We start from the raw sequence: 23,261 nt of genomic DNA, 5'->3' as shown, positions 1-23,261 counted from the left end.
AGATGAAAAAATCACTGGCAGTCTGTAGTCTCTTTCTCGTTCTGGCCTTTTTCTACGGTTGTAATAAAAAAGAAGCCGTTAAGAATGACAAGATTTTGAATATGGCACTGACCAGTGAGATCTCAACTCTCGATCCGGTCAACTCATACGACAACGTTTCGGGAATGGTTATCTACAACATCTGTGAGCAGTTATACGACTACCACTACTTAAACCGCCCTTATGAATTAAAACCTCTTCTTGCTGAAGGAATGCCGGTCATTGAAAACAATGGCCAGCGCTACGTCATCAAGATCAAGAAAAATATCCGCTACCACGATCACCCGGCCTTTAAAGGTCAGCCTCGTTTCGTGACAGCTCAGGACTTCATTACTCAGTTTAAACGCCTTTCTTATAATCCACTCAACTCTACTGGATGGTGGGTTGTCGATGGTGCTATTAAAGGAGTCAATGAATTTAAAAAGACTGTTGGTGATGACTTCGAGAAGTTTAAGTCGACATCAATCTCTGGTATCAAAGCTCCAGATGATCACACATTAATTATTGAGCTTACTCAGCCCTCTCCTCAGTTTATTTATAAGTTGTCGATGAGTTTCATTTCTCCAGTGCCACTGGAAGTTATCGAGCATGATAAAAATGATTTAAGCCACAACCCGATCGGAACTGGGCCTTTTTATCTGACAAAGATGGATGCAGCTAAAGAAATCACGCTGGCAAAATTCCCGCACTACCACGAAAGCTTTTACCCTTCTGAGGGAGATCGCTATGCTAACAGCCGCGGGCTTCTCAAAGACAGTGGTGAGAAAATTCCATTTATCGATGGAATTAAGTTTGTTGTGGTTAACGATAATAAAACTCGCTGGGAGCTATTCAATCAGTACAAGTTAGACTTCATCGTTCTTCCTCAAGATTTCTACACTCAAGTTTTTGATGATGTCGGGAACTTAAGAGAAGACATTAAAGCAAAAAACATCCGCCTGCAAACCATGCCAACTCTGACTTACTGGTGGCTGGCCTTCAACATGAAGGACCCTTTATTAGGAAAGAACCTGAACCTAAGAAAGGCGATTGCTTATGCTGCTGACATGGATAAGTATATCCAGCTTTTCACTAACAACACTGGGCAAAGAGCAAACTCCATTCTTCCTCCGGGAATTTTAGGTTACGACACTTCGGCCACTCTCCCTTACGAGTACAACCTGGAAAAGGCTAAGGAATACCTGGCAAAAGCTGGATACCCTGGTGGAAAAGGTCTTCCTGAATTGATTTACGATACAAGAGCTGAGTCAAAAATCAGTAACGCCCAGGCCGAGTATTACAAAACTCAGCTGGCACTGATTGGAATTAAAATTAAGATTGTTCAAAACAACTTTAAGCAGTACTTGGAAAAATCGCGCACCGGTCACCTGCAATTCTTCCAGGATGGCTGGACGCTTGATTACCCGGATGCTGAAAACATTTTCCAGCTTCTGACTTCATCGAATCACCCTCCGGGGCCGAACGCTTCTTTCTACTCTAACCCGCAAGTGGATGCGATGTATGAGAAGATGAGCAAGCTTCCTGATGGTGAAGAGAAAAAAGCACTCATTGAAAAAATGGAAAAAACCGTCAATGACGATCTTCCATGGATCATGCAGTACTACTCGAGAAACTTCATTCTTTACCATGACTACGTAAAGAACTACCGCCCTTCAGACTTGATCTGGAGCTACCCAAAGTACTTACGAGTGAAGTAATTTCTATTCTGGATAAATTGATTTCATAAATTCATAAACGGCCGGAAGCTTCTCTTTGATGGAGCTACGGTCGACTAATTCTGGCGAAATCGAAGGACTCTTCGGATTATGCACACCAAACCAAGCAGCACTTAAACACGCAAAAAACTCTTGTTCATTGGCCATCATATAAGTTGGCTCATTATCAGCATTCTTTTCAAAGATGCTTTTGCTTTTTGCTTCTTCATATAACTTTGTTAACTTCTTTTGATCACCTTCATCCATTCCCATAACGTGCATAGTATGAGCGAATTCGTGCGTAAGGATATCTTCTGTTCCATGATAAGGATCGTTTGGGGTTTTAAGCAGATTGTCTTCACACACCGTTGTGATCGGCCTTCCAATCACACCACCGCCTCCGCAAATATCACAAAAGCTTCTGCCATCAAAAGTGCGCTTATCTTTTAAGTCGCGTGCTTCTGGCATATCACAATAGTTCTCGCTTTTAGCGATCACTACTACTTCTGCATTTAGTTCAATTAATCTCTTTCTAATATCTGGTCTCTTGGAAATCATTTTTTCAATAATGGTCGCCGCTTTATCTAGCGATTCGTCTTCGATAGAGTTCGATCCTTTAATCCCCAGCCCATTAGTCAGTTTAAATTTTTTGTAGAAATCCTTGGCCGACAGTAAATTTACGGCCTTTTTCACACTGCCACCTAAAGCCTCTGCATTTTTATTTAAAACATCCGCCGTCCCTTCCTGACAGGGAACGCTAGAATCATGACCTTCATGAGCGAAGGCCTGAGACATTAGGAATAGAAGAAAAACCAGTGTTTTCATCATTTTTAGTTTAGCATGGCTGATACCCGATCATTTTCATTTGATCACCCTTTCAGGCAACTTTTTCCCACCGGCCCCTCCCTTTCGTAGCGCTTCTTATCTAGGTGGCCATTGGCGCCGATAAAAAAATAAGATTCAAAGACTGCACTTTGAATAACGGCGAGTTTAGTCATGAAAAAGTTTTTTGAGCTACCAGTTCTCTTTATGATTGCTTTGACATTTACGGCTTCAATGGCCATTGCCAAAGATTACGTCATTTACAGCATCGCTCAAGACATCCCTATGGGCAATAAAGATGAAATTATCAGAAAGAACTTCTACGTGGACATGGGTAAAAACCAAGGCGTGAAAAAAGGAAGCGTCCTTGATGTTTACCGCGTAGTCTCTGTTCTTGATCCATATGAAAGCAAAAAACGCTTCAACCACCGTGTGAAAATCGGTGAGGTAAAGGTTCTTCATGCCGAAGACTCTTCTGCTATTGGCGTTTTAAATAAGCTTGAAGAAGGCGAAGAAACACCAGTCTTTGAAGTTGGAAAACTAATGATTGGGGATATTGTAACGGTAAAAGTTAAGTAAGCCTTAGCTTTTGGCGTGTAGCACGGCCCTTCTTTCCTGAATTGATTCCGTCATTTTATTAATCGCGGCAAGTGCTTTTTCCAGGCGCTCAATCTCGCGTGCTTCTACATTCGGATTATCTCGTAATGTACGAAGAACAAATGTCGTCATCCCATGGGCCACGACTATGTGATTTGAAATATCATGAAGAAACTTTCTTTCTTCAGCCGTTGTTTCTTTCGATGTTTCTTCACTCATAGTCTTTCCTCTTTTTCGAAAGTATATCACGTTTTTTATTTACTCAATTTTTTTATACTTAAGCAACGTCACTTCCAGCACAGATTCTCGCACACATTTCAAAGTAACCCATAGCAGGTAATCCTCCCCCTTATCCAAGGCCACCGATTGATGAGGGTAGACATGAATTTCCTTAATTTTTAGTCCACTATAAAAACCGCGGAAGTGAAACCTGAAAAAAGTTTTTTTACTGCGTGGAGAGATTCTCTTGGCCTGACAACGTGAGAGAATTAAGATCATATCTTGCATAAAATACTCCAGTATCAAATGCCTTGATATTGCAGAAATCGAGCAAAAGTTTTTTAACTAAGATGCCGAAATTAAGTTAAGCAAATTATTTAAAGGTTCAATTTATGATGAAAGATTCAACAATTTCAAAACTCTTTTTTAAAAAGACTTCGAAATCACCTCATAGAAAAGCTATCGGATGGGTTGATGGAAACGACCTTAACTTCTACAACAACGATGAATACCAACAGAAAGTTCGTCAGTTTTTTTACGGACTGATTAAATTAGATACTCAGCCCCAAGACCGCGTAGCGATCCTGGCACAAACTTCTAAAGAGTGGCACTTTTTTGATCTTGCAACGATGTGTGCACGCGCAGTAGTGACTCCCGTCTACCCAACTTATCTTGCTCACGAAGTTGAATACATTCTCAACCACAGTGAAACAAAAATTCTCATCCTGGAAAACGAAGCTCAGATGCAAAAGATTCTTGAGATCCAACACAATCTTCCGCATCTGAAATATATTGTTGCCTTAAAAGAAGTCACTGAAGACTCAGTGAAAAAACTTTCAGACAAAATTATTTTTCAGAGTTTTCAACAATTCCTCGACAATGGGGCAGCTGAATCACAGAACTCTCCTAAACTTTTTGAAGCGACGATTGAAGCCAGCGAGCCGCAAGATATTGCTTCAATCATTTACACTTCAGGGACAACTGGTGAACCAAAAGGTGCTGTAATCTCTCAACGCGCTTTTGTGGTTATGTTAAATAACGTCTACACTTCCCTGAAAACAAATATTCTTCCAACAGACCGAACGCTGACGTTCCTTCCGCTCTCTCACGTCTTCGGCCGTTGTGACTCGCTGTTGAACTTAGTTTTTGAATTTGAATGCGTCTTTGCTGAATCTCTTGATAAAGTTGTCGACAACCTTCAGGTTGCTAAACCAACTCTTCTTCTGGCCGTTCCAAGAATCTTTGAAAAGGTTTACTCAAAAGTTCTGGAAAATATCCAAAAGGAAAACGATCTCAAAAAGAAAGTTTTCGATTGGGCACTTAAAGCTTCTAATGATTATTTTGAAAAAATTAATCAGGATAAATCACCAAGCACCTATGAGATTCTGCAAAAGAATCTTGCTTATAAACTAGTCTTTGAAAAAATCTACAATCGCCTAGGTGGACGTATTCGCTTCTTAGTTTCTGGAGGTGCTCCTATTTCTCCTGAAATTATCCGCTTTATGCAAAATGCGAATCTTACGATCCTTGAAGGCTACGGTCTGACTGAGACAGTTGCTCCTTGTATCCTGAATCCTCCAGTGAGACAGATTCCGGGAACCATCGGTCTGCCTCTTGGTGATGTACAAGTGAAGTTCGCTGAAGACGGCGAGATCATGGTGAAGACTGAGGCAATGCTAACAGAATACTACAAAAACAAAGAAGCTACGAAAGAGGCCATTAAAGACGGCTGGTTTTATACCGGGGATATTGGAGAACTTACAGTCGAAGGCTACGTTAAGATCACCGACAGAAAAAAAGACATCATCATTACCAGCGCAGGAAAAAACGTGGCCCCTCAAAAAATTGAGAACACGCTTAAGCTGCAAAAGCATATCTCCAATGCCATGGTTGTCGGAGACCAGAGAAAATTCCTGGTCGCGATTATCAGTATTGACCACGAAGCCTTCCGCGACGATGGCGTGAGCGGCAGAACCTATGAAGAGCTCGCTGAGGACTCGAAAGTGTATGAGATCGTCGACCAGGAGATCCATGCCGTAAACAAAGAGCTCGCTAGCTTTGAGAGTATTAAAGGGTTTTTTATTGCACCGAGTGATTTTACGGTCGAAAACGGCCAGATTACCCCTTCCTTGAAGCTTAAGAAGAAGGTTATCCTGAAAACTTACGCTAAAGAGATTGATGCGTTATATAAAAAGCTGGAATCATAAGGGACCCAAGCGGGTTCCTTTGACAAAAATACCGATTCCGTCTATAACCTAAAGTTCGTAAATCTATTTTTAGCCCCAATCGGCTTTAGGAGACAATCCAATGGCAAGAATTACTATCGAAGACTGTTTAGAAAAAGTTGAAAACAGATATGAGCTAGTTCACCTAGCGACTAAGAGAGTAAAGCAACTAAGAGAAGGAGCTGAGCCTCTAGTTAAATCTAAAAACAAAGAAGTTGTAACAGCACTAAGAGAAATCGCTGCTGGTAAAATCAAGCACGCTCCAATCAGCGAGTACGACTCAGACGAATTCTAAGACCTTATTCTTCATTTATTTCTTATATAAAAGACCGCCTAATTTAGGCGGTTTTTTTATGCCCAAATCTTAAGGTTAATTCCATTTAAAGATAAATACCGGTATCCGATATGAGAAGTGTAAACATCTCATGTTTGCACAAGAAACGGGGAATTGTGTTTATCTAGAGTGTTTATAAAAAAGGCCGGTGGAGACCGGCCTTTCTATTTTTAGATCATTACTTTTTCAAAGCAATTTTTAGAACTTCATCAAAATGCGCAACCGGATAAAACTTCATTCCTTTTCTATGAAGAGCTGGAACTTCTTTTAGGTCTTTCTCATTTTGTTTTGGAAGGATGATGTTTTTAATCCCAGCGCGTTTTGCCGCCAGAACCTTCTCCTTAATCCCACCAACAGGAAGAACCTTACCTGTTAAGCTTAACTCCCCTGTCATGGCGATATCAGAATCAACCGCTTTGTTAGTCGCTAAGCTGTAAAGAGCAAGGGCCATCGTAATACCAGCAGAAGGTCCATCCTTAGGAGTTGCTCCCGCAGGAAGGTGAAGGTGAACTTCGTGTGCTGCCAGGTAATCTTCATTCTCATGCTCATCTTTCTTAACAACTGGAGTTGCCGGAGCTTTAGTCGCTTTCTTCTTAACTGGAACTGGCTTCTTCTCGTCCATTTGGTTTTGAAGAAGTTTTTTAACGTATGAGTAAGCTAGTGTTGCTGATTCATTCATGACGCCACCAAGCTGACCTGTAAGCTTGAATCCTTTTCCTTTAAGAGGAAGAGTTTCAATGAAAAGAATCTCTCCACCGTATGCAGTCCAAGCAAGACCTGTAACAACACCTGGTTTATTTTTCTTTTCTGCAGAGTCAGAGTGGAAACGTGGAGTTCCCAGCATTTCTTCCAGACTCGTTGTTGCTGGAACAAATTTTTTCGCTTTATTTTTAGGGCGAGACACTTTTTCAAGAGCTGCACGTCTACAAAGTTTAGCGATATGTTGCTCAAGAACACGCACACCTGGCTCACGAGCGTAGTCTGCAATGATTTTCTTGATAACGTTTAAGCTTAGAGAGAAATCTGATTTTGTCAGACCATGTTTCTTAAGCTGACGAGGAATAATCCATTTCGTTGTGATCGCTACTTTTTCTTCCAACGTATAACCAGAGAGCTCAATAACTTCCATACGGTCTAGAAGGGCTTCCGGGATATCGTTGATGTAGTTAGCTGTCGCAATGAAAAGCACTTTTGATAAATCAAAAGGGATGTCCAGGTAGTTATCGATGAATGTCGAGTTCTGTTCTGGATCTAGAACTTCAAGTAGAGCTGATGCAGGGTCACCTTGGAAAGACTTCCCGATTTTATCAATCTCATCCAGCATGATAACCGGATTGTTTACTTCGACTCTCTTTAAGGCCTGGATGATCTTACCTGGCATTGCTCCCACGTAAGTTCTTCTGTGTCCTTTGATCTCTGCTTCATCTCTCATTCCCCCTAGAGAGAAACGGTAGAACGTTCTTCCTAGAGATGCGGCGATTGATTTACCAAGAGATGTCTTACCTACTCCCGGAGGACCTGCTAAACACAGGATCGTTCCGTCGTATGAAGGCTTAAGCTTTCTTACGGCAAGGAATTCAAGAATTCTTTCTTTGGCCTTCTCAAGACCGTAATGGTCTTTTTCAAGGATCTTTTTAGAAGCAGCGATATCGATGTTGTCATCTGTCGACTTCTTCCATGGAAGTTCAATCAACCATGTTAAGTAAGTTCTCGCTACGTTGTATTCTGGAGATGAATCTGGAATAAGCTCCAGTCTCTCAAGTTCTTCCTTCGCTGTTTTTAAAACATCTTCAGGCATTCCCACTTTTTCAATTTCTTCTTTGATTCTCTTGATATCGCGAGACTTTTCATCCTCTTCCATACCAAGCTCAGAGCGGATAACTTTTAGCTGCTCACGCAGGAAGTACTCTCTTTGATACTTGTTAACTTTATCGTTAACTTCATCTGAGATTTTCTTTTGGATATCAGCTACATCTTTTTCACGCTTTAAATAAACAAGAAGTTTCGCAAATCTCTTCTTAACAACAAGTGTTTCAAGGAAATCCTGCGCTTCCGGAATATCGAGAGAGATCGCGAATGCGACAAGGTCGGCCAGCGATCCCGGAGATGGCGAGTTTAACATCGCCAGCTTCATCTCTTCATTGAAGTATGGATTGATTTCTGAAAGTTTCTTTACCTGATTAATAACTGATCTTGTATAAGCATCAAGTTCTTCATCAGTCTCAAGGATGTCATCAAAAACTTCAATTTTTGTTTTTAAAATTGGAGACTCAGAAAGAATTTCTGAAGCTCTGTATCTCTTCATCCCGTGAACAAGAACGTTCACTGATCCATCTGGTAGTTTAAGTTTCTTTACAACCTTACAAAGAACCCCAACTTTGTAGATATCACCTGATTTGATCTCTTTTTTATCGAAATCAATTTCTTCCTCAGGGATCACTTCGCCTTCATCATTCTTCAGGTCGTTTTTAACCAAGTTAAGAGCAACATAACCTGTTTTTAAAAGTGACTCATCCAGTTCTGGTGTGAATTTTTCTTCACTCAGAATAATAGGTGCGATCATTCCCGGGAAAATCGGGCTGTTCATGATCGGGATAATAACAACGACTTCAGGAAGCTTTGGTAGCTCTTCCTTGCCTGTCGACGGCTTTAGTTTTACTTGGAAATCACTTTCTAAATCAGACATTATTAAACTCCAGGAAATTAATTTTTCAAATCAATAACGAGACGGCCTGGGTTTTCCAGGTAAAAAATATCAGCGATCACTTTGCCTTTTAATTGCATATCAATAGACAAATGATTTGATTCGATTGGGAAAAAATTGATCTTGTTAATAAAACGAGTATTGGCCACAGTCTTAAAATCTTTAGCTAGGCTTGTTTCAAAAATATCTAGGTACATTTTTTTATCATCTGAAGAAATGTGTCCGTAGATTTTTGGAACTTGATTTGTCGAGAAGTCGATAACGATTCTTTCAAAACCTTGTTTTGGGTTATACGACTGGCGCAGAGATTTAAGCGTCGATTGAAGCTTAACTCCACCGTTGTGAAAGATTCCCTTTTCAACGTAGATTGAAGTTTTGTTGTTGCTTAGTTTTCTGATTCTTTCTTTTAAAAGATCCTGGCCTAGTGCTGGTCCTGTAAAGATTGATGTTAAGCAAAACAGAGAGAGAGAAAGAGCGACAAGTTTCATATAAGCCCCGGCTAAATATACTCATAAAAAGTATAAATCAGCTTGGGTTATCTTGCTATATGTTTTGGTTTATTCTGCTTAATGATTGAAGAGGTTAGATGGCAAAGAATTAGACTCAAAATCAGACCAATAAAAAATCCTCCCGGCCCATTGCCAGATCCGCCGTTAAGGTCCACCGTTCCACAAGCGATACCATCGTCTTTCTTGCGCGCCCCACTCGATATCGTGCCCTTGGTTGTGAAATCTGTTAACGCGTAAGTGTTGTTTGCATCAGTACATTGAGTGTTGTCAGTGAGCACTTGTTCCTTCGAAGACACCAATGAAAAAGTCGAATTTCCATTGTCTCTCACAATAGATGCACTGACTAAATAGAAGTATAGAGAATCTTCAAAGTATCCCGACGATGGGAAATAATCTGTTTTAGTATACGGAAGCCCATTCGGGAAGTTGGGGAATTCCATTGATTCAGGCGTCACAGTAATTTCGAAGTTATTATCCGACAAAAGTGATCTGTTAATCGGAACGCGTACAACCGTTTCAAGATTTAACCAGCCATCCGATTCCTGAACATATTTTGGCGTGACACTAGTTGTTCCGGAATCTCTTTTAACAGAAATATTGGCCTTAAAGGGAGAATAGAAACTTTGGTTTAAAATCCTGAACTCAGCATAAAGGTTCCCGGTCCCCACCGCATCCCAATCCGAAACGCCGGAAAGGTCCATGCGGAAATAATCAGCACTTCCCGATTGCCCCATTTCTTGAGCAGAGAAAAAACCAACAAAAGCGTTACCTAATCCACTCATCACACTACTTTGGATATCAAAACCCGCCGGAGTGATGTTTTTATTTTGCATATACTCCACCGGAACATCAAGGCCACAACGAATCGTTACATTCCCCACATTCACGCTTGAAGAATTAAGACTCACGGCCTGAGGAAAACCCTCTCCGGCAGAACCACATTTCTGAAAGAAACTTCCGCGGTATTTTTTCGAGTTATCACAGTAATCGTAATGGGCATTTGAGTATTTATTAGGAAGACCTACAAGCACAATTGGTGACGTGTACAAGTAATACTTGTCATTTTTATCCAGGCCATCAATCACAAAAGTTCCGTCATAATCACTGATATTAGATCCGGCCACTTGCCCGGTTTTAAGTGAAATCGCCTGAACATGAACTCCAAAAACACTAATTAATGAGCGCCCACCAACAATTTTTCCATTCAATGACCCTTTGGTAGAATCACCATTCGGGTAAATAGAGTAAACTCCGGCCTTATCATCACTCGATATTTGGTTTTGTCCTCTGCTTAAAGCATAAAACATACTCGAGCCATTAACCTGACTATGTCCTAAACCAAGAAAGTGCCCCATCTCATGGGTAAGAACGTTCCCTAGATAATTTACCTCTATCACACTCGTAGAAAAGGTAAAATTATCATTGATCAAAATATCTGCTTCAATAATTTCACCGGTGTTATTTTTATAATAAACCTGAGTGACTCCAACAACACCTGTCCCGTTAAAAACCGAAGGGTCTGTTGAAAAGTAAATTTCATTTAATCCCGTCTGTCCGGAGCCAGCTGTTTGGTTTTTACGCAAGCTGATTTTAGATTTTCCATCCCATTGAGCAATCGAGTTGGCGGCAATCGACTGAACCGTCGCCGAAGAAAGAGACTGAGTGTTTGTACTGTTAACAAAAATATCTAATAGTGCAATGCCGTTCGTCCAGTGGACTAAAGAGTCGCTGGTCGTGCGGTTTTGCACATAGGCCTTCGCCTCTGTTAAAAACAGACTTACTGAAAGTGAAAATAGAATCGCAATAACTGTTTTTTTCAATTTAAGTTCTCGTTCCCTTTTTCAACTTCCACCACATCGTCAAAGCACTAATAACCATCAAACCGAAAAAAGACCACATGGCCACAATGCCATCATTGTGTCCTTGCTCATCGACCTGCGCCGGAGCACGTTTTTCAAAAGTTACATTTTTGGCAAAGACGCCCTGTTTTTTTGATCCTTCAACAGGAGCAGCACTATCAACCTCAGGCGCACGAGTTGTTTTAAATTTCATTTTGATCATGTCGATCATACGCTCTTTTTTTACCTGACCGATATCGGCGTCGTATGGGAACACGCTCGAAACATAATAAACCTGCCCGTCGCGGTTTTCGATTTTATATTTCCCCATAGTGAAATTGCTCAGGTAAATTTTAGATTCAATTTTCTTAAGCAAAAGAAATGATTTCTCTCCAACTGCAAACTCAGGAGCTCCATCGATAAATGAAGTCACCCCGTTTACCGTTCCTCCCGTCATGGTAATTTTTAAAAACTCTCCATCCAGGTCGCTATTGTCTAGGTTGTAAGATTCACTCATAGCAAATGTGTACTCAGTAAAAATAAGTCCCATTTTATTCATGAATGATTTTTTAGATTTGAGTTCCACTTCAGCAGCGCTGTTTGATTCATCGACTAACTTCTCCAAAGGCATAACTTGGAAAGTCGTGGCAAATGCACTCAATGAACTTACTAAAAGAACTAAAATGAATAAGCCTTTCTTTAGCACTGTCTTCCCCCTGGAATTAAGTACTATTTTATCGGCTTTTCATTCTTATAAATTGATAAAAAAACAGTGGTTTGATGACTAAAAAATAGACACCTTTCTCTCTAGAAATGCCTGCAAAGCTGCTGATTTTTAAAACTCAATCTGATGGTGAGAGATTTGAGCAAAAAAAGCATTTTGGTCAATTACTACTACGGTGTTGCCACTGCCAGATAATTGGTGCAAAAGCTCAGCAAGAGGGGCGTACTCGTGATGAGAAAGACCACTCGTGAGGTTCTCGAAAATGATCATCGCCCCCTGGATTTTTTTATCCAAAAGAGTAAGAAGTTGTAGCCTTTGTCTTTCTCCACCAGAGAGTGAAATGAGCGTTCTATCAAGCGAAAGATAATCCAGCTTGAGGATTTTAAAATACTCCCAGATTCTCTTTCCTTTTGGCGTAAGTTTAATATGCCCCAGGACTTCGGAAAGTGGAAGATTGAAAGCCTCATAGGCCGTCATCGTTCCATCTGAAATATTGGCGTAATAAGGTTTTAGCTTTTTCCCTTGGCAGTCTTCACAGACAAATTCCACGTCTTCCATAAATTGCATTTCTACAATCTTTACTCCACGCCCTTCACAACTCAAACACTGCCCAAGTTCTGAATTTGAAGAAAAATGCCCTTCTTTAAGTCCTAACTTTTTTGAAACTTCCAACCCTGCAAAATACTTGCGCACGAATCCACCAAGGTCAGTATAAGTGGCCACAGTAGAGCGCGAGCTGATTTTATCCAAACTGCTATTGATCACAATAACATCTGAAACATCTTTGACGCCTTTTAATTTCTTAAATGTATAATCTTCAAATGACAGCCTGGTTCCATAAACATTTTTATGAATTTCATTGGCAATGATATTCACTATAAACGATGTCTTCCCGGTTCCCGACTCGCCGTGAACCCAGTTGATTGCATCTTTTTGAATTTCAATTTTTTTCTTAGTGAGCCCTCTGATATTGGCCTCTTCCAGCTCAATAAAATGTTTCGGCCCTTTTAAATTGTAATCGAACTTTGGCAGTTTATTTTTATCTTCTTTATACGGCCCCTGATACAGAACCTCTCCACCGCGCCCTCCAGCAAACGGTCCCATCAAAATGAGTTCATCCGAAGTCGATTTTAAATACTCCGAGTGCTCGACCATGATGATGGTATTTCCCTGATCGCGAAGTGAGCGCAGGTACTGAATCAATTTTTTCTGAGTTGAAAGCGAAAGCCCTAAGCTTGGCTCATCCAAAACAAACAACGATTGCGAGCCTTCATAAGAAAGATACTTTGATAAAAGGAGCCTTTGGTATTCACTCGAACTCATCGAGCGAACTTTTCTGGTATTTTGTAAATGCCCCAATCCCAGGTCCACTCCAACCAGATAAAGGCGCTCGAGCTTTTCAAAAGTCGTCATTAACTTCTCATGAAGTAAAACAGACTTTAAATCCTCTTTAATTTTTTTCAAGCAAGCACTTGAATCAAAGAAATTGTTTTTTAAGAAATCTTTATAAGTAACCACTCTGTCTTTAAGTACAAGTGACATACTTCCTGCTCTTTCAGAAACACGAGTCCCTTCACAATCTTCACACAGAACTTCAGTCTGCATGCTTCTCATGTAAATACGAATGTTCTTTTTATAGCGCTGAGTTTTTAAATATTCGAAATACTCATTAAAGCCTTCGTATTTTCCGGCCCCATCATAAAGGAACTTCCAGATGCTTTGCGGCTGATCCTTAAAAGGAACATCAACATCGTAACCAGCTTTTTTTGCTTCTTTTAAAAAGGTCGGAAACAAATGCTGAAAATGGGAGAAATTAAGAAAATTAATCGCCCCTTCACGAATAGTCTTTGTCGGGTCCTTAACCAATTTCTCTCTGTCGTAAGTTAAAATCGCACCATGCCCTTCACACGTCGGACAAGCACCAAGAGCATTAAGCGGTGAAAGCGACTCTACGTTAGTGACCTTCTGGGCCTCTGAATGGCGGTTGCAAACCGGGCAACGGTATTCATAAGTGTGCTTTAACTGAATCTTTTTCTTCGCCCCCAATACATAGAGTAAAACGTCTGCATCTTCGCGCAGTTTTGCTTCTTTAAGTTTTGGAAGAATTTGATCTATATTTTTTCTTTTCACTCTAAAGAGTTCATACCAAGGGTCTTCCTCGTTAAACTCATTGAGCGTTTTACCAAATGACCTTGATGGATTCATCTCGCTCGAAACTGTGCGACGGTAATCATCCGCTTTGGCAAAAACGTGATACACCTCTTCATCAGAGGCCTTCTCTTTTTTAAGTTTTAGAATCTCACTTTCCATCGCCAGGAATTTTTCATACGGAACATGATGATCAGGACAAACAAACGAGCCCAGCTCCATAAAAAGACGCTGAAGCCTCTCATGACCCCCTAAAACATCCAAGGCCACTGGTCTAGAGTTAATGACCGGATTGTGCTGAGGAAGTCCCCAGGCCGGCAATACAGGATAAATACTATCGACATCAACAGTATGCGGGATTTCCCAAAAAAACTTCATATCGGTCGGAAGCGAATTGATAAAACGCCTCTTCGACTCTGTTAACAGAGTATGAAACGCCAATGAACTTTTCCCCGATCCCGACGGACCAGCGATACAAGTGATCTTTCCTTGAGCGATATCAATATTGATATTTTTTAAATTGTGAGTTCGTGCGCCGCGAACCTTGATGACATTAAAGTTCTGCATGATTGGATTCTAGGCCCAGAAAATAAAAAAGCCCACATTTCTGTGGGCTTTTTGCGAGGACAATATATAGACAAATATTATCTTTTCGAGAATTGGTATCTCTTTCTAGCACCAGCGCGTCCAGCTTTCTTTCTTTCTACAGCTCTTGGATCTCTTGTTAGGAATCCAGCAGCTTTTAGTTCAGAACGAAGACCTGGTTGAACTTTAATAAGTGCTCTAGAGATAGCTAGGCGGATAGCTCCAGCTTGTCCAGAAATCCCACCACCAGCAACGTTGATTACGAAGTCGAATTTCTCAGCAAGTTTTACTAGGTTTAATGGTTGGTTAACAACGTATAGGTTAGTTTCTTGTTTAAAGAAGTTTCTTACGTCTCTTTTATTGATTGTGATTTTACCTGACCCGTTAGCCATGTAAACTCTTGCAACAGCAGTTTTTCTTCTACCGATTGCGTGTGTGTCGTATGTTTTACCTTTTGCAGCCATCTTATGATCCTTTTATTATTTTAATTTATATTCAACTGGGTTCTGAGCAGCGTGATCATGAGTTGCGCCTGCAAAAACCTTAAGCTTTGTTAATTGTTTTCTACCAAGAGTGTTCTTTGGTAGCATACCTTTTACAGCTTCCATAACGATTAGTTCTGGGTGCTTTTCAAGTTGTTCTTTAGCAGATCTAGTTTTGATCCCGCCTGTGAAGTTTGTGTGCCAGTTATATTCCTTAGCATTCCACTTATCACCAGTGAATTTTACCTTATCTGCGTTGATAACTACTACGTAGTCACCAGAATCAGTATTGTAAGTAAATTTTGGGTTCAGTTTCCCTCTTAGGATGTCAGCAATTTGAGTTGCTAGTCTTCCTACGATTTGGTCTTGAGCATCGACTACGAACCATTTTTTGTCTGCTTCAGCTGGCTTTAGAACGAACGATTTTTGAGTATACATAAACGCTTTCCCTTAAAGTGATCCCTTCAATATTGTTTTTCGCGAACGAAAAATTACGAAGTATTTATTCAAATATAAAATGCAGAAAAATGCAAGTGTTGTCCCTTATAGCGAGTTTTACGGCCCTCCGTCAAGCACTTCTTGGAGAGAATCTGGAAACTAAAAGAATCCTATTGAGAGGTGGAAACGACCTACTGAGTCGCGTTGCTTGTCTGCATATGCCTTGCGCTGCAGCTTAAATCCATAATCAAAGTCCAGGGACCCTACAGGGGTCAAGTACTTAAGCCCAGCTCCAACGGAAGTTCGCAGTTTTGTAGGTTGAAAATCGCTCACAAATACTCGCCCAGCGTCAAAAAAGACTCCTAATCTCAGGTTGTCAGTCAGGTTATAACGAGGTTCAAATTTAAGGGCCGTAAAATAAGCTTCCTTTTGAACAATGACTTCCCCGATCGGAGTTCCATCCATAAGCCTGTTAATCTCCCCCTGGTCGTATCCGCGGATCTCATCATAGCCGTCCAACCTGAACACCTTAATACTTGGAATATAACCGCGTGTGCGCGGCTGCCCATTGGCATTGAGAAGGACATTTCCGTTGGCGTCTTTTAAGACATCTTCAGCAAAGTTTTTCTGGTATCCGGCCGCAATTGAAAGCGCCAGAGTAAAATCCCCAACAGGATAATAGAAGCGGTTGCGGCTGATCACTTTAACAAAATTCACTTCCAGGTCTTTTTCATGCATCGATCCGAAGTACTTATTGGCCCACTCAGAAGATAATGTAAAAAAGGCCCCTTTTCTTGGATTAATCACATCATCTCTAAAGTCAAAAGTAAGCGTCGGAGTAAGACCTCCGATCGAGAAGTTATCATTATCTTTTTCTTCAGTGGCATCAAACTGAACAATGCGCTCGAACTGGTAACGTAACGACGTTGAAAACCACCTATTAAAGTTCTTAGAAAGCTGTGGGGAAATTCTTAAAATATCAGCATCGAATCCATAGAAACGAATGCGCTGATAAGAGGCCGATGTTTCAAATTCTATCTGAGTCTTTATATACTCATGAAAAAGATAAGGCTCGGTGAAGGTCAAACGTGACGAATATTCAAACAAGTCCTTGTCATCTTTTCTTCTTCTCTCATCAAATCCATCTAAATTAAAGCGCTCGTTTCCTTGAAGCCTTAAACTCAGTGAGCGGTTCATCCCACCAAGGTTATTCCATGAAACACCTGTAGAAAGTTTAGCCCCCAGGTCAGTACGAAATCCTGGAGCCACTTCAATCAGACCGAAGTCCTTTTCTTTAACCTGAATCACCAGATTAGTTTTTGCACATCCAGACGCTTCAGATTCATACATCATATAAGGAGTGATACGCAGGGAAGAGAACAGGTTTAGACCCGAGAGTTTCTGTCTTAGGATTTCCAGCTTCCCAGGAGTGATCAGCTCTCCGGGTTTAATATCAATTTCGCGGTTAATAACCGTAGATTTAGTTTTCGCATTTCCATTTATAATGGCTTCGTTAAAACAAATCTGACGATCAAGAGCGATTTCTGGTTTTAAATCTACATAAGTATAGGCACGGTCATAAACCATTAGGTCATTGCGGTTTAAATTAGAGATTGTCGCAAAATAATACCCTTCGTTTTGGAAATGAATGATCATCTTGCGAAGGTCACTTTCAATTTCAACAATATTGATCGGCGTCCCTTCTTTGTTAACCAGCGCGCTCTTTACACCAGTGGCCAGCTCTTCTGGAACTTTCTGAAAAGTGATGTTTCTTAAAATGACTTGTTGTTTTTCTGCAATTCCGTACTCAATACTGACTGTGTCGTCTTCGTCATTAGTCACAACTCTCGGCTTTGAAACCTCGACAAAAACAAACCCACGGCTTAAGTATTCCTTTTTCAAAATATCCGAGAACTCATCAAAGAATTTTTTATCATAAAAGCCACCTTGGGCCAGGGGAGTTCCATTCTTTTTAAAGATCTCTTCAATCTCTTTTGCTTTAAGATATGAATTCCCTCTATAAACAATTTCTTTAACGATAACCTTAAAACCTTCATCAATAACAAAGAAGTAATTGATGACTTTCCCTTTTTCCAGGTCCTGGCCTTCATTTTGGTAAAACTTTACACCTGTCTGATAAAAACCCGTCTCCTCATATTGATCGGCAATATAAGTAGCAAGGCCTGCGATATCAAATTTTCCGAATTCGTTTTTAATTTTTTCCAAAAGTTTAGTTCTTAGCTCTTGATGGCTAAAAACACTATTTCCTCTGAATTCAAAGTTCACTCTCTCTCTAGGCTCTACGGTAATCTTAGCGTAAACATTCCCGCCTTCAACCTGAAGTTCGTGTTTAACAACGGCATTGAAATACCCACTATTAAATAAGTCTTTGGTGATCTGATCAATTTGGATTTTTAAAGTCAGGTTATCGTACGTTTTTCCAGTGATCGCTTTAAAATAAGTTCCAAAACGCTTCTTCATCGCCGGGTTATTTAACTCGACAGCTTTTAACACCGCACCCTTTGGTGCGGATGATTCCTGGGCCATGGCCAGATTAACCATCATGGTGCTTAAAAGTATTAAAAGAAGAAGGAGGTTTTTCATTAAAATGACTTCCTCCACTTTAAATCGGCACCAAGCGAGTTTGGCGTATTCGTGTTTTCATCTTCCGTCGGCTTAACTTCGTAAACCCCTTCTAATGAAAAGTTCTTATTGATGTTAAAATTGATGTTCATTTCCTGCTTCTGTTCTAATGATCCACCAATTGTACTTGAAAGCGATACATCTACGCGATTGTTAATTTGCTTATTAATCTTAACTTTTGTCGCAGACTTTAGTCTGCTGGTGCTTCCGTCACTCACTGCAGACTTTCCTGAAATAAGTGTTGTCTCATCTTCCTTAAATTCCGGCTGCACGCTGAGCTTTAATCCCAGAGTTGAATTGAGATCTTCATTGATTTTAAGCTGATCCACTAAAAGCGTCCCGATTCCTACAGTTGTAACAAACCTGCGCTCACCAGCTTCCAGGTTTTTTGACATATCTGAGGTGACCCCTAAAGTTAGAAGCGATAGTAAATCTTCTTTTGAAAGCGCTGGCTCTGATGAAAGCTCAACATTAACGTTGCTGATGGTTCCAGATAGATCCAGGCGCATATCGTAGTCGTTAATCTTAGCGGCACCAGCAAACTTCAAATCAGAAATCCGGTTCTTGCCGCGGTCTCTGATTTCTACATAACCCTGGCTTAAAGCAAAGTCGTGGCCTTTGAATTTGAACTTACTAATATTTGGAACTGTCTCCAGCCTGGTGTTAAATTCAGGGGAAAGCACATCTCCAGTCACCTGTCCGTTTCCACGGAAGTACACTTCCACCATGTTATTTTTAATTAAAACCGGGCTTGCTGTTTCAAATGAAAGGTTCAGGTCAATAAAGCCCTTGTTTCCTAAAACATCTTTTTCTGGAAGATACTTTTTATATTCATCAATACTGACTTTGTTTTCTTTCATCAGATCAGCTGGGTCTTCCAGGATTTCTCCATGAAGGAAAGTCACTTTACCATTGAGTTTATAAGGAAGATCAGTTCCTGTGACTGATCCCGTACTGCTAATAATAACATTCGAACGTTTAAAAAGTGGTACAGTCGCGCGGTCAATCTGATAGTTAAGGTTAACTTGCGGGTACATATCATCGAAGAAAATCTTCCCGCCGATTTTAAACTCACCTTCTCCATAATTCCCGCGCATTCTGGAAATCTCAAAAGATTCACCATTTTTAATAAGCGTATAATCAAATGAAGTGATGTACCCCGGAAGTCCCTTGATCTTTAACGAGTGATTGTCTCCTGAAATATTGAGATCTTTCACAGTAATGTTTTTATTTAAAACGACTTTAGACTGACCTTTAATAACACCAACGGCGCGCTCAATGTAATTAGTGGCCATTTCAAAAAGACTCGCCTTAAGAGCAAAGCGGTGATCAACTTCAATTACACCGTTAGAAAGATTGCGTCCCCGACTTAAGAAGAAATCTTTTCCATCATGCAAACGAAGATCCCAGCTTTTAACAATCCCTTCATCAACCTGAATCATGTTGTATTTTGGGTCAATCTGCAGAGAAATATCGCCTTTCTTTAAAGTCAGGTCTTCAACATCCAGGAAGAAGCGTCTTACGCCCAGTGACCCCAAGCTGATCTGAGTGTTGAGTTTCGCTTTAATTTTACCGTTGATCCCGCGATCGATCATATTGTGAGCAGAGAAAACTCCCAAGAACTCTCTTAGGTCACCAGTCTCAATGCTTGATTTAATGGCCGCGATATCGGTTTTAAAACTGACTAGTGAATCGACTTTAATCTTTCCACCCAAAAGGCTGGCGTTAGTTACGATATCGTTAGTGTTAATATAAAAAATTGCCGTTGATGATGATGCCGGCGCATTTCCGATAAAAGCATTGGCCACTCTAGTTTTAAAACGTGAACTGAAATCTTTCGTTGTTCCATTTCCGTCAAAGTCTAAGAACAAGTCCCCATCGTACTCCAAATTTAAGTGGCGATAAAAATTAAAATCTCTTAAACGCAGAGACTGCGTCGCTCCAGTGAGATCAATGTAATCATTTTTTAAATTCACATTCACATTCGCATTAAGTTCACCACGTGATTTATTAATTTTAATTTGCTTGAAATTTAACAAACTATTGGCCAGAGAGAACTTAAGCGAAATTTTCTCCGCCTCTTCTCCGGCAACTTTTAGATCGGTCCCTTTAATTTGCCCGTCAATTTTTAAAGTATCGAGACCAAAGCCCCCTTTGACTGCATAATTGGCTTCAAAGTTAAACTCTGGATCTACCGGAAGCTTAATATTTTTAAAAACCAGCTGATACATTTTTCTGGCATCAGAGAAAGTCGTATTAGCGAAATCAATCTTAAGGTCCATCCCTTCGTTCTTATCATCAAACCCTAAACGCCCTTTGGCATTGAAGTTTGATTTATTAAAGACACCATCCAGATTCCTGATATCCATTTCAAGTTCATTTAAGGCCAGAGAAAAATCAGCCTTTACTTTACCAAAATTCAATTCAACAACACTGAAGTTATTCCATTCAACATTGAAGTCAAACATAACATCATCAAGTGGCCCTGAAACTTTAAGATTGGCCGGTCCAGACCCAGTGAGTTTTACGCCGGCAATCGGTCCCAATGCCTGAAGATCAATTTTTGAATTTGTGACATCAACGTTAATTCCTTTTTCAGAAATTTTCCCGACCGCATTTACAAGTGTATTGGGCATCGACAATTTAGCATCAAGATTAACTGAATAATCTTCGTTAATCGTAACAGTCGTATTTTCTAAATTAAAACCACTATTTTTTAGAATATCGCTTTTACCATTAGGGGTCGTCAGCCTGAAATTCTGAACACTCGCTTTCTCTTTAATCGTAAAAACCGCTCTATTACTAAAAAGTGCCGCTTCCACATCTCCACTCACTGAGCCTTTTAATGTTTCAAGTGAGTCCTTGGCAGCTAACAAAAAGGTATTAGTGTATGCATTTTTTAATCTAAGGCTGAAATTAAAATCAGTGAATTTACCGGTATTCAGATCGAGGAATGCCTGAGGTTTTCTAAGCAAGTACTCTTCAATTCCATTTTTTGCCTGAAGCTTTTGGGCAATCAAGAAGTTCTTCTTTTTTGCCACTGTTCCCTCGACGGCCTGAAGCTTGATCCAAGGAGTATCAGCGTTAGTTGCATGAAAAGTTAATACGACATCAGGGTTATCAATCACTCCAGATGTTTCAAACTCTCCTTTCAAATCCCCCTTGATTGCTTTGATATCCGATGGAAGTGTCTTAAAATTATTGAGAACAGTTTCAACATTGGCCGTTAAAGTTCCTGTTGTTTTTAAATGCAGCAAACTTCCTTCATTAAAGGCGGCACCCTTGAGTTCAACAATATTCTGGTCTTTTTCAACTTTAAGCTCGTCAATCCTCCACTCTTCTTTTTCCATCGCTCCCAGGAGTTGGATTTTAGAGATATTAACTGGAGCAAAGTCAGGGCTGTCATGTTGAATCGAAAGATCAGAGATATCACCTTTGACACGGACACCTTTGCGCGATGGTGAAACTGAAAGCTTATTCACGTAGAGCGATGTTGTATCAATATCCAGTTTGATTTTTTCCAGATCAAGAATATTCAATCGCACAGGCAACGAAGTAAGGATTTCTGTATATTTAGCAAAGATCTCTCTGGTTTTAAGTTCTCTGACAATTGTGTCTTCTTCGCTTTTTTTGTAGATGTCTAAATTAACCGATCCGTCGCGAACGCTGACTTCATCGATTTCTAATTCGCTGGAAATGAAACTGGCGTAAGTGAAGGCCACCTCAAGCTCTTCGGCCACAACTTCAACATCAAGCAAAGTCGGATCTTTTTTTACAACATGAACATTTTTAAAAGTTGTTGATAAGGGAACAAGACTGAAATCAACACCAGAGAAACTTAATTGAGCACCAAATTTTTGAGTCAAGATTCTTGAAACTTTCATCGAAGCTTCATGTGAGAATCTTTCTGAGTGAATGAATCTCCACCCACCATACAGGGTGAGAAAAGTGATCACCAAAAATACAAGAAGAATTTTATTTAATCTCTTCAAGACTTCTTAACCTTTCTCCCACTAAACGATAGTGCGGGTTTTGCTGTTTAATTTTGATAAAAATATCTTTCGCTGCTTTATGCTTTTTTAGCTTAAGTAAACTTTCCGCCTTAAGATAATAGAAAGCCAGGATCTCATCGTTGAGAAGCGGTTCGCTTCCCGTAATGTCATCCACCATATCTGAAACTTTGTAATATTCTGCGTGATTGAAAAGGGCCTGGGCCATCATGAACTGGATGCTAATTCTTTCTTTCACATTCGTCATCAAAGGAATAACTCTTTCGCTTAATCGAACGACAACTTTATCCATTCCCAAAAGACCAAAGGCCACGATCATGTCTTTGCCTTTTGAAAGTAGCTCATCATCATGTAAATCTTCAATTGAAAGAAGGATTTTTCTTTGTTCAGTAATACTTGGTTCAACTGCACCAGACATCACGTCCATTGCCAGTTGATCATAATCAGCATGAAGCTTATCTGCTTTTTCAACAGTGCTTGCTTTTGGCTTCTTCTCTTCAAAGCGTTTAGTGTTAACCTTCTTCTCTTGTAAAAAGGCCATGAACTTTTTTTGATGATTCGTTTTATTGAGTTGAAATGCTTTTTCCATCAAGGCCAGCATCAAATCTTTATCGTAATAAAACTTAAGAATGAATTCATAAGCAAGCTTCCAGTGCTGGAGTTGCCAGTTCTCCTCGAGAAGCAGGAAGTATTTCAACGACTCTTTTGAGTTTTTCCACATCTCTGGATGAAATTCAAAAGCTTCTGATTCTTCCAGTGAGTCGACATCTTTTTTCCCGAGAATGTATTCTGCTGCATGAATATTTTTATGGTTTTTCAACATACCATAAGCTGCAAACTCCGCGAGGATTTGCTTGATGGCAGGAACTCGTTTGAGTTCTACCAGGTAATCGAGAATGAACTCAGCATAATTTTTTGCGAGCTTAATTTTTCCTGAACGATACGCAATCTTCCACATCTCAAAATATAATCTTTGAGCTTTTCTTTCACGAAAGTCGCGATCCATTTTTTCAAATGCAGATAAAATGATTTCGTCATTGCCCGCATCTTTTTTTGAAATCAAAAGATCGAGTTCGCGCAGAATTAATGTCCATTTCTTTTCATCAATCAAACGATGAAGGTGTTCAAATTCCAAAAATTTTCCCTCACTTAAAATTAAGTTAAGTTATTGAGATTATTTTTATTTTAACCCGAAAATCGCTGGAGAATGAGGGTAAATATATGCCTGCCAAATTTTTTTAGTTGAGGAT

Annotated in this window: 17 protein-coding genes; 4 read left to right on the top strand and 13 right to left on the bottom strand. The window is 40.1% G+C overall.

All coding sequences use genetic code 11. The annotated features are described in order from the left end of the window. The first annotated feature begins 2 nt into the window (after positions 1–2). Positions 3–1,736, top strand: coding sequence for an ABC transporter substrate-binding protein (locus tag AC6JA8_RS00810; RefSeq protein ID WP_497975337.1), 1,734 nt, complete (start codon positions 3–5; stop codon positions 1,734–1,736). Positions 1,737–1,739: 3 nt separating this feature from the next. Here AC6JA8_RS00810 and AC6JA8_RS00805 read toward each other — a convergent pair whose 3' ends face one another. After that, complete coding sequence (locus AC6JA8_RS00805; protein ID WP_497975336.1) at positions 1,740–2,561, bottom strand: hypothetical protein; 822 nt, start codon at positions 2,559–2,561, stop codon at positions 1,740–1,742. A gap of 168 nt (positions 2,562–2,729) precedes the next feature. Between AC6JA8_RS00805 and AC6JA8_RS00800 the strand changes: the two genes are divergently transcribed. Further along, a complete protein-coding gene (locus tag AC6JA8_RS00800) occupies positions 2,730–3,134 on the top strand; it encodes a hypothetical protein (protein WP_102241961.1) in 405 nt (134 codons plus the stop codon). A 3-nt stretch (positions 3,135–3,137) separates the two neighbouring features. On the opposite strand, the gene AC6JA8_RS00795 is transcribed toward AC6JA8_RS00800, so the two are convergent. Further along, the gene (locus AC6JA8_RS00795) at positions 3,138–3,371 is read right to left on the bottom strand and encodes a hypothetical protein (protein ID WP_497975335.1); all 234 of its coding nucleotides are present in this window, start codon (positions 3,369–3,371) and stop codon (positions 3,138–3,140) included. A 39-nt stretch (positions 3,372–3,410) separates the two neighbouring features. Then, a complete protein-coding gene (locus AC6JA8_RS00790) occupies positions 3,411–3,659 on the bottom strand; it encodes a hypothetical protein (RefSeq protein WP_102241959.1) in 249 nt (82 codons plus the stop codon). A gap of 104 nt (positions 3,660–3,763) precedes the next feature. On the opposite strand from AC6JA8_RS00790, the gene AC6JA8_RS00785 reads away from it, so the two are divergent. Together AC6JA8_RS00785 and rpoZ are read left to right on the top strand one after the other, a co-directional pair. Beyond that, positions 3,764–5,578 (top strand): AMP-dependent synthetase/ligase, encoded by a 1,815-nt coding sequence (locus AC6JA8_RS00785; protein WP_497975334.1) that lies wholly within the window; start codon positions 3,764–3,766, stop codon positions 5,576–5,578. Positions 5,579–5,678: 100 nt separating this feature from the next. Further along, entirely contained in the window at positions 5,679–5,891 is a 213-nt protein-coding gene (gene rpoZ / locus AC6JA8_RS00780) for a DNA-directed RNA polymerase subunit omega (protein WP_102241957.1), read from the top strand. Between the two features lie 217 nt (positions 5,892–6,108). Here rpoZ and lon read toward each other — a convergent pair whose 3' ends face one another. The 10 genes from lon to AC6JA8_RS00730 form a co-directional block, all read right to left on the bottom strand. Further along, the gene (gene lon / locus AC6JA8_RS00775; protein WP_497975333.1) at positions 6,109–8,616 is read right to left on the bottom strand and encodes an endopeptidase La; all 2,508 of its coding nucleotides are present in this window, start codon (positions 8,614–8,616) and stop codon (positions 6,109–6,111) included. A 17-nt stretch (positions 8,617–8,633) separates the two neighbouring features. After that, the gene (locus tag AC6JA8_RS00770; protein WP_102241955.1) at positions 8,634–9,122 is read right to left on the bottom strand and encodes a hypothetical protein; all 489 of its coding nucleotides are present in this window, start codon (positions 9,120–9,122) and stop codon (positions 8,634–8,636) included. A gap of 47 nt (positions 9,123–9,169) precedes the next feature. Then, a complete protein-coding gene (locus AC6JA8_RS00765) occupies positions 9,170–10,963 on the bottom strand; it encodes a matrixin family metalloprotease (protein WP_497975332.1) in 1,794 nt (597 codons plus the stop codon). A 1-nt stretch (position 10,964) separates the two neighbouring features. Continuing rightward, complete coding sequence (locus AC6JA8_RS00760; RefSeq protein ID WP_497975331.1) at positions 10,965–11,687, bottom strand: hypothetical protein; 723 nt, start codon at positions 11,685–11,687, stop codon at positions 10,965–10,967. A 129-nt stretch (positions 11,688–11,816) separates the two neighbouring features. Then, positions 11,817–14,420: an excinuclease ABC subunit UvrA gene (locus AC6JA8_RS00755; protein WP_497975330.1), complete on the bottom strand. Its 2,604-nt coding sequence runs from the start codon at positions 14,418–14,420 to the stop codon at positions 11,817–11,819. A 77-nt stretch (positions 14,421–14,497) separates the two neighbouring features. Then, on the bottom strand, positions 14,498–14,902 hold the full coding sequence (gene rpsI / locus AC6JA8_RS00750; protein WP_102241951.1) for a 30S ribosomal protein S9: 405 nt from the start codon (positions 14,900–14,902) through the stop codon (positions 14,498–14,500). A 15-nt stretch (positions 14,903–14,917) separates the two neighbouring features. Next, on the bottom strand, positions 14,918–15,358 hold the full coding sequence (gene rplM, locus AC6JA8_RS00745) for a 50S ribosomal protein L13 (RefSeq protein ID WP_102241950.1): 441 nt from the start codon (positions 15,356–15,358) through the stop codon (positions 14,918–14,920). 159 nt (positions 15,359–15,517) lie between these two features. After that, on the bottom strand, positions 15,518–17,962 hold the full coding sequence (locus AC6JA8_RS00740) for a BamA/OMP85 family outer membrane protein (RefSeq protein ID WP_497975329.1): 2,445 nt from the start codon (positions 17,960–17,962) through the stop codon (positions 15,518–15,520). After that, positions 17,962–21,993 (bottom strand): translocation/assembly module TamB domain-containing protein, encoded by a 4,032-nt coding sequence (locus AC6JA8_RS00735; RefSeq protein WP_497975328.1) that lies wholly within the window; start codon positions 21,991–21,993, stop codon positions 17,962–17,964. Before AC6JA8_RS00735 ends, AC6JA8_RS00740 begins: the two co-directional genes overlap by 1 nt. Beyond that, the gene (locus tag AC6JA8_RS00730) at positions 21,977–23,146 is read right to left on the bottom strand and encodes a hypothetical protein (protein ID WP_497975327.1); all 1,170 of its coding nucleotides are present in this window, start codon (positions 23,144–23,146) and stop codon (positions 21,977–21,979) included. Before AC6JA8_RS00730 ends, AC6JA8_RS00735 begins: the two co-directional genes overlap by 17 nt. Positions 23,147–23,261 lie beyond the last annotated feature (115 nt).

This window comes from Bacteriovorax sp. HI3 (genome assembly GCF_059738875.1).
The sequence above is the reverse complement of the archived record's forward strand: the minus strand, read 5'-3'. Positions and strand labels throughout refer to the sequence as shown.